At 32.8% G+C, this 16,138-nt stretch carries 15 protein-coding genes; 8 read left to right on the forward strand and 7 right to left on the reverse strand.

The genetic code is table 11. The features are described from left to right. The first annotated feature begins 76 nt into the window (after window positions 1–76). Window positions 77–598: a hypothetical protein gene (locus PKK00_11955; protein ID HNW99113.1), complete on the forward strand. Its 522-nt coding sequence runs from the start codon at window positions 77–79 to the stop codon at window positions 596–598. On the opposite strand, the gene PKK00_11960 is transcribed toward PKK00_11955, so the two are convergent. Together PKK00_11960 and PKK00_11965 are read right to left on the reverse strand one after the other, a co-directional pair. Next, entirely contained in the window at window positions 595–3,087 is a 2,493-nt protein-coding gene (locus PKK00_11960) for a TonB-dependent receptor (GenBank protein HNW99114.1), read from the reverse strand. The genes PKK00_11955 and PKK00_11960 overlap by 4 nt on opposite strands. Window positions 3,088–3,186: 99 nt before the next feature. Next, a complete protein-coding gene (locus PKK00_11965; protein HNW99115.1) occupies window positions 3,187–5,352 on the reverse strand; it encodes a S46 family peptidase in 2,166 nt (721 codons plus the stop codon). Between the two features lie 311 nt (window positions 5,353–5,663). On the opposite strand from PKK00_11965, the gene PKK00_11970 reads away from it, so the two are divergent. Together PKK00_11970 and PKK00_11975 are read left to right on the forward strand one after the other, a co-directional pair. Next, a complete protein-coding gene (locus tag PKK00_11970) occupies window positions 5,664–6,026 on the forward strand; it encodes a DUF4180 domain-containing protein (protein HNW99116.1) in 363 nt (120 codons plus the stop codon). A 1-nt stretch (window position 6,027) separates the two neighbouring features. Next, window positions 6,028–6,720, forward strand: coding sequence for an outer membrane beta-barrel protein (locus PKK00_11975; protein HNW99117.1), 693 nt, complete (start codon window positions 6,028–6,030; stop codon window positions 6,718–6,720). Between the two features lie 19 nt (window positions 6,721–6,739). Here PKK00_11975 and PKK00_11980 read toward each other — a convergent pair whose 3' ends face one another. Beyond that, on the reverse strand, window positions 6,740–7,117 hold the full coding sequence (locus tag PKK00_11980) for a RidA family protein (protein ID HNW99118.1): 378 nt from the start codon (window positions 7,115–7,117) through the stop codon (window positions 6,740–6,742). Between the two features lie 410 nt (window positions 7,118–7,527). Continuing rightward, window positions 7,528–8,367: a hypothetical protein gene (locus PKK00_11985; protein HNW99119.1), complete on the reverse strand. Its 840-nt coding sequence runs from the start codon at window positions 8,365–8,367 to the stop codon at window positions 7,528–7,530. Between the two features lie 234 nt (window positions 8,368–8,601). On the opposite strand from PKK00_11985, the gene rlmB reads away from it, so the two are divergent. The 5 genes from rlmB to PKK00_12010 are packed head-to-tail and all read left to right on the forward strand — an operon-like array spanning window position 8,602 to window position 13,147. Next, window positions 8,602–9,348: a 23S rRNA (guanosine(2251)-2'-O)-methyltransferase RlmB gene (gene rlmB, locus PKK00_11990; protein HNW99120.1), complete on the forward strand. Its 747-nt coding sequence runs from the start codon at window positions 8,602–8,604 to the stop codon at window positions 9,346–9,348. Window position 9,349: 1 nt separating this feature from the next. Beyond that, a complete protein-coding gene (locus PKK00_11995) occupies window positions 9,350–11,272 on the forward strand; it encodes a glycosyltransferase family 39 protein (protein ID HNW99121.1) in 1,923 nt (640 codons plus the stop codon). 33 nt (window positions 11,273–11,305) lie between these two features. After that, window positions 11,306–11,917 (forward strand): hypothetical protein, encoded by a 612-nt coding sequence (locus PKK00_12000; protein HNW99122.1) that lies wholly within the window; start codon window positions 11,306–11,308, stop codon window positions 11,915–11,917. After that, on the forward strand, window positions 11,904–12,590 hold the full coding sequence (locus tag PKK00_12005) for a toxin-antitoxin system YwqK family antitoxin (GenBank protein HNW99123.1): 687 nt from the start codon (window positions 11,904–11,906) through the stop codon (window positions 12,588–12,590). The genes PKK00_12000 and PKK00_12005 overlap by 14 nt, the downstream gene beginning before the upstream one ends. Window positions 12,591–12,610: 20 nt before the next feature. Next, a complete protein-coding gene (locus tag PKK00_12010) occupies window positions 12,611–13,147 on the forward strand; it encodes a DUF2148 domain-containing protein (protein ID HNW99124.1) in 537 nt (178 codons plus the stop codon). Window positions 13,148–13,307: 160 nt separating this feature from the next. Here the strand turns inward: PKK00_12010 and PKK00_12015 are convergent, their stop codons facing one another. From PKK00_12015 to PKK00_12025, 3 genes are all read right to left on the reverse strand, one after another. Beyond that, a complete protein-coding gene (locus tag PKK00_12015; protein ID HNW99125.1) occupies window positions 13,308–14,366 on the reverse strand; it encodes a choice-of-anchor L domain-containing protein in 1,059 nt (352 codons plus the stop codon). Window positions 14,367–14,387: 21 nt separating this feature from the next. Beyond that, a complete protein-coding gene (locus tag PKK00_12020; GenBank protein HNW99126.1) occupies window positions 14,388–15,464 on the reverse strand; it encodes a choice-of-anchor L domain-containing protein in 1,077 nt (358 codons plus the stop codon). A 120-nt stretch (window positions 15,465–15,584) separates the two neighbouring features. Next, window positions 15,585–15,890 carry a T9SS type A sorting domain-containing protein gene (locus tag PKK00_12025; GenBank protein ID HNW99127.1) on the reverse strand — a complete coding sequence of 102 codons (306 nt, stop codon included), beginning with the start codon at window positions 15,888–15,890 and terminating at the stop codon, window positions 15,585–15,587. Window positions 15,891–16,138: the final 248 nt, after the last annotated feature.

Consider the following 16,138-nt stretch of genomic DNA (forward strand, 5'->3'; position numbering starts at 1 on the left):
TTTAACAATAAATTTTAGATATTTGCATTTTTATTAATAATATCTAAATCTTTTTAGATAAAAAAACTTTTTAATCATGAACGAACTACTTGATATATTGAAATATGTATTACCATCACTTATTGTTTTGGCTACATCATACTACCTGTTGAAAATTTTTCTGGAAAATGAACAAAAGAAAAGAAGTGTAGATATTAAAATGGCCGGTTATAAAATTATTACACCTATCCGGTTGCAGGCTTATGAAAGGCTTGTTCTTTTTCTAGAGCGCATTTCACCGGAAAGCCTTGTTATGAGGGTTCACAAGACCGATTTAACAGCCATACAGATGCAAGCACTTTTATTGCAGAACGTACGCGAAGAATTTGAACACAATCTGTCTCAGCAGGTTTACGTTTCCTCACAAGCATGGGAACTTATTAAAACAGCAAAGGAAGATACAATCAAATTAATCAATACTGCTTCAACTAAAATAAATGATAATGCAACTTCTACGGAACTAAGCCAGAAAGTATTTGAATTATCATTAACAGAAAACAGATCGGTAACTAAATCGGCACTGGAATTTTTGAAAAATGAAATTCGATTATTATTTTAATCTTCACTTCCATTAAAATCTTCGTTGTTATTGTTTTCGAAACTCTTCTTTTTCTCTTTAGATTGTTTCATGCTTCCCACTTTATATGTAAAGCCTAAGAATATTCCTCTTGAGTCTCTTCCACGCTTCATATCTATCGTGTAATTTGTTCCACTGCGTTTCATATTGAATTGCTGGGTATTGAAAATATCACTAAACCTTAAAGAAATACTTGCTTTCTTTTTGAGTATATCTTTTTTCATGGCAAGGTCGGCAAAATACATTGCCTGCATTGTTCCCTGCAATTGAATCATTGGCGCACGATAATTCCCCATTACCTGGATATCGAGATTTTTCAAAACGGTTACAGTGGAATTCAGTTTTGCTGTCCAGCTATAATTGCTGTTGGTAAGCTCTTCACCTTCTTCAGTACCTTTCATTATAGTTCTGAAGTAGCTGAATGTTGTATTGATTTTCCACCATTTGGTAATATCATGAGCGAAAATAAATTCAAGTCCGTACGATGTACCTGATGAAATATTATCAAAGGTCATATTTTGAATTCCTAAACTATCAAACCACATTGTATGCTGAATAGCATCATTGATTTGCTTATAGAATATTGAGGAGTTCAGCGAAGTTTTCCCCCAATATTTCAGGTGACCCAGTTCATACGAGTCAATATATTCGGGTGTAAGGTATGGATTACCAGAACGTCTAAATCCGGGTTCCGTGGCATCTATAAATGGATTCAGCATAAAATAACGAGGTCTGTTTACTCTACGGCTGTAACTTATCTGGAATGAATTATCATTTTTCAGGTTCATATTAAGATGCAGTGTTGGAAATAAACTGAAATAATTTTTTTTGTACTCTTCATTCATTGTTTGTTGAGTTGATTTTGTTAAAGCCTGTTCCGCACGTAATCCTGCTGAAAATTCAAAAACACCTATGGTATTAGAATATGTAGCATAGACAGAATGAATTTGCTCATCGTAAATAAACCTGTTGCTCAAAGTGGTATCATCTGACCATACAGCAGTAGAGTCATCATATTTAAGAACAGTATAATCGTTATCCATATTCCTGATAATGCTTTTTGCACCGGCTTCAAACCTGCTATTTTTCGTGATAGGATAAGAATAATCGGTTTGCAAGGTGGTAACTTTACTTTTATCATCAGTAGAATTACTCTGAAAAGCAGGTAATCCTAAATGTGTTATATTATCAGGAAGGAAATATTGTAATACCCTATCGCTTCCTTCTGATTCATTAGAAACAGAATGAATGGCATCAAATGTTAATGATTCGCCTTTTTTATCAAATGTTCTTTTGTAATTGAACATATAATCCATCGAGTTTTCATCACCTGTTTCTTTAATATCATTTTCATAATACGAAGTGATCATTTCATTGAAATCAAGTTCGGTACTTTTGTCAAATTCTTTTTCCACGCTGCTTTCAGCACCATATGTTCCTGAAATGGTAAATGAATTTTTATCATTCAAATAAAAATCGGTTCCAATTTTTATACTATGTGATAATCGGTTTCGGGTTGATTTTTCATCTTCTTCAAGATATGATAGTGTATCATTAAAATTGTATGTACGATTAAAATCAGACCAGCCCTTGGAGTGGAAAGAACGAAAATCATAATTAGCAAAAACATTTACTTTATTCTTGCTGTAGTTTAATGCTACAGAACCCGAATATCGGTCACCTGTTCCTGCATTAACAGTAAACACTCCATTATATCCTCTTTCTTTTTTCTTTTTTAAAATGATATTTATTATCCCTGTCATTCCATCTGGATCGTACTTTGCCGAAGGATTTGAAATGACTTCAATACTCTCGATAGAGCTTGCCGGGATTTGTTCCAGTATTGCGGAACGGCTCATTCCAGTAAGAGCTGATGGTTTGCCATCAATTAGAACTGTAATATTGGAATTACCACGCATACTAAGGTTTCCATCAATATCAACTGTAACAGAAGGAATGGTTTGCATTACATCAACAGCATTTCCTCCTGCACTTACCAATGCTTTTTCAACATTAATTACTTTTTTATCGAGTGTAAATTCCACCGCATTCTTTTTTTCTTTTACCTCAACAGCATCAAGCATTGCAGAAGATGGTACCATTTTAATTGTATCAAGAGTTTTTGATGGTTCCTTAGGATTTACAAGGATATTACCAATTTTCTGAGATCTATGTCCAATAAGGTTTACAGCAAGATAATATTTACCAAAAGGAATTTTTTCTAATTTAAATTTTCCCAGGGTATCAGTAATTGCGCCTGTAACCATTGTTGAATCGAGCGCTTTATGTAATACCACATAAACATATCCTACGGGTTTTTGTGTTTCTGAATTTATAACTATACCACTAACTGTTCCAATTGGATTACCATAATTCATGTTGCCACTGCCATGTTCCTGGGATTTAACTGAGATAAAAAATAAGGAAAGCAAAAATGCCAGTGTAATTTTTTTCAATAGATTATGATTCATAAAATTTAATATTTAAAATATTTAAAACTAAAATTTAGACTCACAAGTTATAATTTACTTGCAGCACTTTATGTTAAAAAAAAGTTAATTTAAAATAGATTATTTTTCAACAATATTCATTTCATCAATTAACCTTTTGGCTCCAGCATATTTATCGATTATAAAAAGGGTGTATCGTATATCAAGGGCTATATTCCTGCATTGTTCTTTATCATACATTATATCACTCATTGTTCCTTCCCACACTCTATCGAAATTTATTCCTATCAGCTGTCCTTCTCCATCCAATACCGGGCTTCCCGAATTTCCTCCGGTAGTATGATTGGTAGCTATAAATGCAACGTGCATGGTGCTATCCGTTGAATAGCGTCCGTAATTTTTAGTATCATAAAGATTTTTCAAATATTCAGGAACTTTATAATCACTCACTTCTTCATCTTCTTTCTGCATCACACCTTCAAGCGTTGTATAATAATTATAATCTACTGCATCCATAGGCTTATAGTCATTCACTTTACCGTAAGCAACACGCAGTGTTAAATTAGCATCAGGATAAAATTTTTTGCCGGGTTGCATTTCGCGAAGCCCTGTAATATATATCCTATAAAGGCTATCCAGTTCATCATTGTATTTATAATATGACGGAAGAATATTTTCATTTAAATTTTTATATAGCGCTGAAGCCAGTTTAAAAACAGGGTCGTTGCTAATAACAGCCGTTTTATTTCTTTTGAATTTCGAAAGCGTTTTTTCCACTCCGGCCTGTGATGAAAATGAAGTATTGGCATAAACATATGAAACATATTTTTCAATATCTCCACCGAATTTATTTTTTATTATTTCTTCAAAATATTTTGGTTGATATGCTGATGTGCCCTGTAAATAGTATATGCTGATCAAAGCGGAAAATAATTTTTTATCCGTTTCCAGGTTATAATTTTTAAAAAACCCTTTTGCTCCGTTCTTCATTTGTTCCACAATTTTTGTTACATCTTCGTCTTTAACTTTTTTATCAAGGCTTTTTGTAATAAGATTGTTATATCCCCATGCATATTTTACTAATTCAATTCCCACTCCTGATTCGGAAAAATAATCGTAAGCCAGTTCAACAGGAGAGAATTTTTCATAAACTTTTTTAAATTCATCCAGCAGTTTTCCATATTTCTCTTTTCTTGAAGCATCAGTATTAACCCATGTGGTGAATTCATTTTCGAGTAATTGCTTTTTCTCAACTCCATCAAGTTTTGTAATGCCTTTACTTTCGCCTATAAATTTTTTCCAGTAATTAGCAATACCCACATATTTCGATGCATACTGAATTTTTATCAGCGGGTCGCTTTTCATGGCAGCACTCATGATCTTTAATTTTTTATCACGAATGCCAATAAGTACGGGATTTTCAACATTAGCTACCAGGTTCACACCATACGATGTCAAATATTCCTGTGTTCTTCCGGGAAATCCATAAACCATAGTGAAATCATTTTTTTGTACACCTTTAATTGAAATGGTCAGCGATTTCTTAGGAACATAAGGAATATTATTTTTAGAATAATCTGCCGGGTTATTGCTGCTATCTGCATAAATCCTGAATACTGAAAAATCGCCCGTATGCCGTGGCCACATCCAGTTATCGGTATCGCCGCCAAAACTTCCAATACTTGTAGGAGGAGCACCCACCAACCTTACATCGGTGAATACTTCATGAACAAAAAGATAATACTCATTGCCATAATAGAAAGGTTTTACTTTGGCTTTGTAATGCGTCCCTTTCACTGCTTCTGATTCAACTTTTGATATATTTTTTAATATTATTTCATCGCGTTGCGCTTCAGTCATTTTAGCAGTAACACCATCCAGAATTTTTGCAGTAACATCTTCCATTCTTACAATAAATGTAACACTAAGACCGGAACATTGCAATTCATCCGACTGTTCCTTAGCCCAGAATCCATCTTCCAGATAATTATGGTCGAGAGAAGAATGTGATTGTATAGCGCTGTATCCGCAATGATGATTGGTAAAGACCAATCCTTTATTGCTTACTACTTCGGCTGTACATCCGCTGCCAAACAGGCATATCGCATCTTTCAGGCTGGAATGATTAACGCTGTAAATATCTTCGGCAGTAAGTTTCAGTCCCATACTTTGCATATCACTTTCGTTCAATTGCTCCAGCAAAACCGGCAGCCACATGCCTTCATCGGCTTTAACATTAAAAATAGAAATAAGAAAAACAAAAAATATAATTAATGATTTTTTCATAAATGTTTTGAATTTATTTGCAATTGCAAAAGTATGATTAATTTTAGATTTATGATTTAGATTTTGGGCTTGAAGTTTGGAACTTTGAATTAATAGCACACGAATGACGCGGATTATATAGATATACACAGATAAAGATTGAATTTGATTTACGATTTTAGATTTGGGATTTCAATAGAACGCTGACGACGCGGATAATACGGATTTACACGGATGATGAATTATTAAATGATTGAATTGATGAATTGGTAAATAATAAAATTGAAGTTTGATGATTTAGGTTATGAGAAATTATTTTAAATTTGAAAAATATGAAAATAAAAATAATTCAAATTGGGGAAATAAAAATTGCCGAGGTTGAATCGGGAAATATTATTATAAAAAATGTTGGCAACGCATTAGATATAATGGGGAATTGCAGTTATCAGGATTCGCATAAAATCATACTTCACGAAAAAAATATCATCCCCGATTTTTTCGATCTGAAAACAAAACTTGCCGGCGAAATACTTCAGAAATTTTCGACATACCGCGTACAGCTTGCCATTGTTGGTGATTATACTAAATACACAAGTAAAAGTCTTAATGATTTTATTTTTGAAAGTAATAAACTCGGACAAATTATTTTTGCCAGCTCAGTTGAAGAAGCAAAAGAAAAATTACTGAAAAAATAATATGAGAAAAACTATCTTCATAGCAATACTTTTGATTTCATTATATAGCTCTGGACAAGCTCAAGACAAAGATTTTCATTTTGGTTTTTGCATTTATCCGAATTATTCAATTGGGATGATTACCAACGATGGCAGTGTTTCCGTTGACATGCAAAATTATTATGAAGATATTGAAATAGGCAAACCTTCAATTTCAGGAAATATTTTTGTTGAATATAATTTTACAAATAAATTTTCTTCATCTATAGGTATAGGATATCAAAACTGTGGCGAGAAAACTAAAAAGCAAGACCTGACTTATAATACATCCGACCCATTATTAGGAACACATGTTCGATTCGTATACAATCATCACAACCTTGAAATTCCGCTTCTTTTCAAATACAACATTACTAATGAAATATATGTAACAGCCGGAACAAGCGCCATATTCAATATATACAACACCAGCACAAGTAAAATGTATTTTGAAAATAAATCAACTGAAAGAAATACGAATGAAGATAATTCCACATCGTTTCGTAAGATTAATTTATCGTTGAATGCAGGTATTGGATTTATCGTTCTTTCAAAAGAAAAATTCTCGTTATTCTCTCAGCCTGCTTTTCAGTTAGGGTTATTAGGCATTTCGAAGAATGCACCATTAAACCGGAAAATGATTTCAACCGGGTTAATTTTAGGTATTAAATTTTAAAACAACCTGATCTTAAAATTTATTTCGCAGCGATCACCGAAATTTCAATATCGGTATTCTTTGGCAGTTTCGCTACCTGTACACATTCGCGGGCGGGTGGATTTTCGCTGAAATACTTTGCATAAGTCTCATTCACCTTTTCAAAGTTACTTAAATCAGATAAGAATATTGATGCTTTCACTACATTTGAAAAATCCATCCCGGCTTCTTTAAGTATAGCGCCAATATTGGTCATCACTTGTTTTGTCTGTTCACAAATATCGCCGGTTAATAATTGTCCGCTTGCCGGGTTTATCGGGATTTGTCCCGAAACAAAAAGCATTCCGTTAACTTCTATTGCCTGACTGTATGGGCCTAATGCTTTTGGAGCATAATTAGTGTTGATTGATTTTTTCATTTTAAGTTAAATTTCTTTTTCGCAAATATAATAAAGATGATAAGATTACAAGTTAACAAGTTGACAAGGTTTTCTATAGTTTGATCGCTGAATTGTTGAATTGCCAACTGCTCCGCCGCCGCGGACTGAGAACTGTGAACTTAATTTTATATTTTTAATTTTAATCAGTTTTCTTTTTTACCACAAAGAGCACAAAGGTTTATGGCAAAGATGCACAAAGAAATATTTTTTCAAACGTTCAATTGTTAAAATGTTCGATTGTTCAATTGCTCGATTGTTTAATGTTTAATTGCTCCGCCACAGCTGACTGTTGACCGAATATTAATTTCACGCAAAGACGCAAAGACACAAAGTTTTTTATAATTTATTTCTTGAGGCTTGGAATTTGAGATTTTGTTATTTGAATTTTTCTAATCGAGCTTCGACAGTTTCTTCAAATCCTTTTCCTGCAAGGCATTCTGATTAGATGCATCAACCTTATGCGTATCGTAATAAACCACATCACCATCTTTCGCACACACAAAAAACTTTGTACATTTGCACCCTGCTGCATCAGCATCCGGGCCAACCTTATGAAGATACACAACGTTGGATGTTTTATTTTCTATTGCTTTTTTTATTTCACCAGTGGTAACAATTTTCACTGTGAAAGGATAAACTTTTTTTATTTTCTCAACAGTATTTAAATCGCTTGGTAAATCTTCATTCACAAGCCATAACTCCATTTCAGCCATATTGTATTTTTTTGTTTTATCAACAAACGAAGGCACTTCCGAATAATGATCACGCATATACTTAATATGATTCTGCATATACTGCAATATTCCGCCAAGTTTATAAATATACAAAGCCTCGTCCTGGTCAGTAATGCACAAAGGCACCGAGCCAAGGTCGGGCATATTGTTGATATTGCTGCTTCCGCCAAGCGTGAAATTTAAAATATCATATTTACACGGAACACCATCTTCATTAAGTTCAGCCTCCGAAACCATTATGAATGAATTTCCCGCATTCGACATTTTCGATTCAAAATCATCAGGGCTGATGAATTCATATGGAGTAATCGTCCAGAATTTTTTCATATAAACTTTCATCGTGGAATCGAATGTTGAGAAAGGGTCATTATTAGTAACAACAAGGGTTTTAGTAGTGAAGAATTTTTTTATTTGTGTTTCGTTTGCAAATTTCAATTGTGCAAAAATATGACTGCTAAAAACAACGAGCAATGCAATTAAAATGTATCGTTTCATAAATTTTATTTTATTTACGAATTTAAAATTTACTTTAAAAGAAACGTAAATTTAGGAAAAATATTTCCATTTTATTTCTAATCTCAAAGTAATTAATCATAATTATAAAAAAATTCTCGCTGATTTACGCAGCATAAAAGCTGATTATCGCTGAGCATTTATTTTATGAGAGAAATAAAAAATTATGAATTTTAGCCTTTTGCAATTTTTATTACATTTGCTGTTTAAGAAATTATGGCAAACAAAGACAACATCATTTTCGGCATTCGTCCTGTTATTGAGGCAATCAAATCAGGAAAAGAAATTGACCGCATTCTGCTCCAAAGCACGCTGGGCAGCCACGAAACCATTCGCGAATTAAAACAGGTAGCAAGGGAAATGGACATACCCATTCAGTATGTTCCGATGGAAAAACTGAATAAAGTAACTTTCAAAAACCACCAGGGAGTTATTGCATATGTTTCCGAAATCACATACCAGCCTTTACAGAACATACTTCCGGGTATTTATGAAAAAGGTGAAGACCCGTTTATATTAATTCTTGACCGTATTACTGATGTAAGAAATTTTGGAGCCATAGCACGTACCGCAGAATGTGCCGGTGTTCATGCAATAGTGATACCGTTAAAAGGTACAGCACAAATCAATATGGACGCAGTAAAAACCTCTGCAGGCGCATTGTACAACATCCCGGTTTGTCGAGAAGAAAATTTAAAAAATGCTATCGACTTTATGAAAGCTTCAGGCATTGAAATTATTGCATGCAGTGAAAAAGGGGATAAAACATACCATTCTCTCGATTATAAAAAACCTGTTGCTATTATTCTTGGCTCGGAAGAAGATGGAATCTCTCCAGAATACTTAAAAAAATCAGACCATTCCGTTCATATCCCGATGACTGGAACTACCGCATCGCTGAATGTTTCGGTAGCTACAGGAATAATTTTATTTGAAGCTTTAAAGCAAAGGACCGCAAAATAAAATGATAACGTATTTAAAGACACATACTGAAAAATCGTTGCTGATATTAATTCTTTTTACAGTAGCTTTTCTTAGGTTCTTTAACGTTACCGCACTTTCGCTTTCAAGCGAAGAACTAAGCCTCATCACTGATATTCAGGAACAATCATTTACGGGATTCTTCAGTTTATCAAACTTAAATGAATCAGGCTCTGCAGGCTTTTATGTGCTGATGTATTTCTGGGTAAAGATCTTCGGCTCATCGGCATTCATGTTTCGACTGCCATTTGTAATAGCTGGGATATTCACAGTTTACATTTCCTATCTTATTGCAAGAAAATGGTTCAATCAACATGCTGCATTATTTGTTGCTGCATCGATGTGTTTTATTGAATACGCCATACAATTCAGTCAAACTGCGTACTCTGAAGGTTTAGGATTATTCTTCACATTACTCGCTGTTTTATTCTGGACAAAAATTTTATTCGATGAAGTTAAAGAAAAACGCAACGATTTATATTTCGCCATTTCGTTTGCTCTTACGGCTTACATAAATTATTATGCACTAATATTTTTATCGCTTGTATATATTTCAGGATTTTTCTTCATCAGTAAAAATTCTTTTAAATCATATTTTAAATCCCTTTTATTCGTCATTATTTTATATATCCCCAATATTCCAATAATCATTTACGAGCTTTCTCATCCTTTAAAATCAATACTTCCGGTACATGAGCAAACATGGATATTCGAGCATATCGAATTTGTTTTCAATAGCTCGTTCATTTTGCTTTATACAGTTCTGGCAATTTTTATCATCAGCAATATTGCAGGTTTTGGCGAAATCAAAGTCGGTAAATTTCATATTTTATCAGTAGTTTGGTTCCTCTGCCCTTTTGCATATTTTTATATTTATTCGTTAATGGCAAAGCCAATGCCCAACAACAGCGTTTTATTATATTCAATGCCTTTTCTTTTATTCTCATTTTTTTCTTTTATATGCACAAAATTCAAAACGTACAATCTTGCTGTAATACCCTTTTTCCTTATTATCGGGATATATACTCTCATAGCCGAAAATAAATATTACAATACTTATCATTTTGGTGAATACAGGGATATTGCAAAAAAAACCCTGGAATGGGACGAACAGTATGGCGAAAAAAATATTACCCGAACCATCAATGTTTACAATCCATCTTACATCAATTATTATTTTGAAAAATTCGACAGGTCTGCGAAATTTTCTTTATATAAAAATGACGGGAAAACCGACATGTATAAACTTCACAGAATTATAGAAACAAGCAAAACTCCATATTTCCTTTATGCATGGTCGAGTGTATTCAACCCACACGAAACCGATTACGAGATACGCACAAAATATCCTTACCTGATAAAGAATATCGATTATAATGAAATGGCGGGCATTGCTCTTTATTCAGTTAATAAAAACACGGAAACTATTCCTGATGAAAAACCATTGTATTATAATTTTAATGGCTTTGAAGAAAAAAATACGTTGGATAAAGACTCATCTATACTTACCACCGAAAAGGTCAAGTATGGGAAATACGCTATTAAACTTGATTCAAAACATGAATATGGCCCCACGTATTCCAACAAACTTTCCAAAATAAGCAATAACTCTTTTAAAAAAGTTTATATCAGCTTGTGGGCATATGCAACAGGCGATTTCAAAGATGCGCAGATTGTTGCCGAGCTTAAATTCAGCGATGAGGAAAACCAACAATTTGATAATTATTTCTGGCTTTCATCGAAGTTTAAATATTTTATTGAACGAGGAAAATGGGGACAAGTATTCTTTTCGTTTAACTTGCCAGAATTGATTTCTGTTAATGATGAAATAAAAATTTATGTTTGGAATCCTGATAAAAATCCTTTGTACATCGATAATATGGAAATAAAATTTTATAAAAAATAAATTTCTTCTTCAATAATTTTCATTTCAATAAATATGAAAAAATTAATCCTGATAATATTACTTGCAACATTTTCAAATTTAATTTTTGCCGGCTCTCCAATAATTTCGGTGAGTTTCTACAAATCATATAGTGAAATTTCGATTGTAAATTCGGCTTTATCAACAGGAAAAATAAATGATACTATAGCTAATTATTTATTAAACGACACTAACTCCATTGATTCAAAAGCTGCTGTTATCAATGCTTTGTCGATGCGCACAAAAAAAAGTAATGCTTCTTTGCTGATGCAATACATCATGAAAAAATATAATTTCAAAAGTGGTTTCGATTTGAAAATACTCACAACCGACGATGTTTTCTGCTTAGGTTATTTAACCATTACCGATAATACCGAACAAACCGAAAAAGCCATTAAGATTTTAAACATCGCTGCTGAAAAAGATCCTAAAAGCTTCACCATCCAGATTATTCTTGCATTGGTTGAAGCCGAATTATATGCGAACACAAAACTTTGCGAAGTATATAAAGTCTGTTCTGAAGTAAACGACAATAAGGAACTTACCAGAGATATGAAACAAAGTGCTATCGAAAATATTTTTACATACATGGATTATTATAAATCAAATTGCCATGATAAAAAATAAAAATGCTTTACGATTATTGATTTTACTACTATTTCCATTGATCATTCTTTCTTCCTGCACAAAAACGAAAATTGAATATTGGGAAAATGGAAATAAAAAATCTGAATTATTATATTTCAACGGAAAACTTGATGGCATAAGTACCTGGTGGTACGAAAGCGGTGAAAAACAAATGGAGTGTACATACAAGAATAATATGCTTGAAGGACAATCAACACGCTGGTACTTCAACGGTAACAAGCAACGCCTCGATTTTTACAAAAACAATATGCTTAATGACACATGCATTACCTGGCATGAAAACGGCACAAAAAAATCAGTAACTATATATATAAATGATACACTGAACGGAACGGTTACGGAATGGCATGATGACGGACATATCAAAGTTAACGGCACATACAAAAACGGCTTATATGAAGGCAAATGGGAGTACTGGGATAAGAACGGAATTAAAGTAGGAGAAGGCGAATATAAAAACGGGACCGGAATTCAAAAAGGATTTTCGCCCGATGGAAAACTGATGCGCGAAATAAATTATATCAATAATAAAAAAAATGGTTTTGAGATTTGGTACAATAAAAATGGCAATATGATCAAAAGAATCACATTTGACAACGACCATATTGCTTACTCGGAAGATTCTCTATCTTTATCAAAAAATATTAATTAGATATTTAAAAGTATACAATTATGTCAATACAAACCGAAGAAAACATTAGGACAAAAACAGTATTAGCTGTAGCAAAACGAATGATGCTGGCTGCCCGCACATCACCAAAGGCCAGGGGCGTTGACAACCTGGAAATAGCTTTGGTTGAAAGTCAAACCATTGATCTTCTTTCAGAAAAGATGAAAGAAATAGGCATTGAAAAAAACATTAATTTCTTTATCCGCGACTCCGAAAACATTTTAAAGGCAACGGCTATAGTGCTAATAGGCACAAAAATAAAATCTATGGGACTGACAAATTGCAGCTATTGCGGTTTTAATAATTGTGAAGAAAAAGAAAAATACCCTGACGTTCCCTGTGCATTAAACTCAAATGACCTGGGAATCGCTATTGGTTCAGCAGTAAGTATTGCAATGGATGGTCGCATTGACAACCGTGTAATGTTTTCGATAGGAAATGCAGCAATTGAACTCGGTCTATTAGGAGAAGATGTCAAAATAGCTTTTGGAATTCCTTTAAGTGCAACATCAAAAAATCCTTTCTTCGACAGGAAATAAATTATATTTTTTGTATAGATTTAATTTTAATCTTGGTATAAAGGTATAAGGGTATAGGGGTATAAGGGAATAAGGTTGTGATTTTTTTCTTTTAACCTATTTTTCTTGTTCTTTAATATAAAATGGAAGTAAAAAAAACAGCATGCAAGTTGCTGCAATATTAGTCTTTCACAATCTTCTTGGTTGAAACACCATTACTGTTTTGCACTTTTACAAAATACATTCCCCTTGCAAAATCAGACATATCAACGCTTATATGATTTTTTTCAGTAGTAATACTTTTTAAAACTTTACCTTCGATATTTAAAATATTTATTTCCGATTTGACAGGAAGTGAAACTTCTATTTTGTTGTTTGCAGCATCAGCATATATTCCACAAACAGAAACCTGTTCTTCATCAATTCCCGTTGTAGAGTTATAACTCTTCATACTTTTTGTTTTCAGAAAAATTCCTGAATCATAAACACCATCGCTTACATCGGCAATAGCCATTTTTAAATGATACGTTTCGGAAGGAACTACAGATATAATAGCCGTCAGCACTTTCGTGAATCCATCATAAACAATAGTTTTACCATTAAAATTATTTACATAATAAAAACAATTCATACATCCGTTTTGAACAGAATCCATTGAATAACCCATATTCACATTATTTATTGCAACAGGCAATAATGTTCCGGGAATTATTGCAATATTCTCTTTTAAGTATGTTCCACCTGAAGGATTTGACCCAGAAATAAAGAAAGCAAAAATATCATTGTAACATGAACTTACAAATTCAGGATATTCTTCCGAAGCAAAAACATATTGAAATTCTAAAACATTTCCCACAGGAATTAAATCAAACTCCAATACAGAAGCATCATAAGTCTGAGCGCCAGTAGACAAAATATCCAAATCATTATCTCCTGCAAAACTATTATCAGTACTGGCAAAATTCGATGCCACACTACCAATTGAGGGATCAACTATTAAACTACCTGTTGTCATAATGATACCATCATTAAGTCCAATATCAGTTGTTACTCCGTTGCTAAATGTACCCAGGGTATTTACATCTCCTGTATACACAACATTTGAAGCCGTAACACCACTCAGGATAAAATTATTTACCAACTGAACAGTGTTTGTATCCTTAGCAATTAACAGTTGTGCATTAACGTTAACTGAATAACACACAATCAATATGAACAAAAAAGAAAAAAGTTTTTTCATAATTTTCTTGATTATTAATAATTATTCTTTTATAAATTTCTTAGTTGAAAGTCCATTGTTGTTCTGAACTTTTATAAAATACATTCCCCTTGCAAAATCAGACATATCAACGCTTATATGATTTTCTTCGGTAGTAATACTTTTTAAAACTTTACCTTCGATATTTAAAATATTTATTTCCGATTTGACAGGAAGTGAAACTTCTATTTTGTTGTTTGCAGCATCAGCATATATTCCACAAACAGAAACCTGTTCTTCATCAATTCCCGTTGTAGAGTTATAACTCTTCATACTTTTTGTTTTCAGGAAAATTCCCGAATCATAAATTCCATCACTTACATCGGCAATAGCCATTTTCAAATGGTATGAACTTCCTGGTACAACAAAAATTTGAGCTGTCAGAACGGTTGTGAATCCATCAAAAACTATGGATTGTCCGTTTAGCGTTTCGTTATCAACATAAATGGATGCATAGTCTAATGAAGTGCAATTATCGGCTGTACCATTCATACCGGTTATACCATTATTAATTGTATTAATAGCAACAGGCAAAGTTGTTCCAGGGACTATCGCAATATTCTTACTTACATAATTTCCACCGGCAGGATCAGTACCGTTAATAAAAAAACCAAACACATCATTATATACGGAACAAACATATTCAGGGTATTCTTCCGAAGCAAAAACATATTGAAATTCTAAAACATTTCCTACTGGCACAAGGTCAAACTCTAATATTGAAGCATCGTATGTTACAGCTCCCGAAACCAGTGCTTCCAGTTCCGGACAACTTGCACCATTATTATCAGTACTGGCATAATTGGATACAGGGCTGCCAATTATTGAATCAGGAATTAAAGTTCCTGTTGTCATAATGATACCATCGTTAAGTCCAATATTAGTTGTGCCTCCGTTGCTAAATGTACCCAGGGTATTTACATCTCCTGTATACACAACATTTGAAGTAGTAACACCAGCAAGAATAAAATTATTTACAAGTTGAACAGTGTTTGTATCCTTAGCAATTACGAGTTGTGCATTAACCTGTATATCGGAAAATGCAATTATCAGAATCAAAAATGCTGAAATCTTTTTCATAATATTTCTTTTAGTTATTTAGAAGACAATAAAATTATTATAATGATGCTTTGTTTAAAATTTATTTTTACTATTGTTAATTCGATATAAATATATGAATAATATATTTATAAATGGAATTTATTTTTTTAAAATTTTACTTCTAATAATAGTGTTACTATTATACATTCTTAAAAAATAATTTCCATTTGACAAACCGCTTATATCAATATTCCATAATTTATTTGCTATATCCGGCATTTTTTCTGTATGCACAACTTTTCCTGTAACATCAGATATTTCAAAAGTAAAATCTGTTCCTATTAATTCATTCATATCAATTGTAAATTTCCCATCTGTAGGGTTGGGATAAATAGAAATATTATTTTCGTTTTCAGGTTCATTAATTGAAGTAACGCATACAACGGTACCGCTGCATGAGCACATTCAGCCATATAAATCAACAATATCTACCAGGTATGTTCCGGCTACAAGATCGGTAATTATTGAGTCGGTTTTCCAAATGTTACTCCAACTATATGAATATGGAGGAGGTTAACTATTATTCGTATTTAATAAAAACAATCGCTTACTAATGCAATACCCAAATATAAACACATATAAAAATTCATGCATGAATTTAGAGGCTGTTTAAATTTCAATTAAAAAAATATTTAAGAGGATTAACCGCCTCC

This window comes from Bacteroidales bacterium (assembly GCA_035353855.1).
Classification (GTDB): domain Bacteria; phylum Bacteroidota; class Bacteroidia; order Bacteroidales; family CG2-30-32-10; genus DAOQAK01.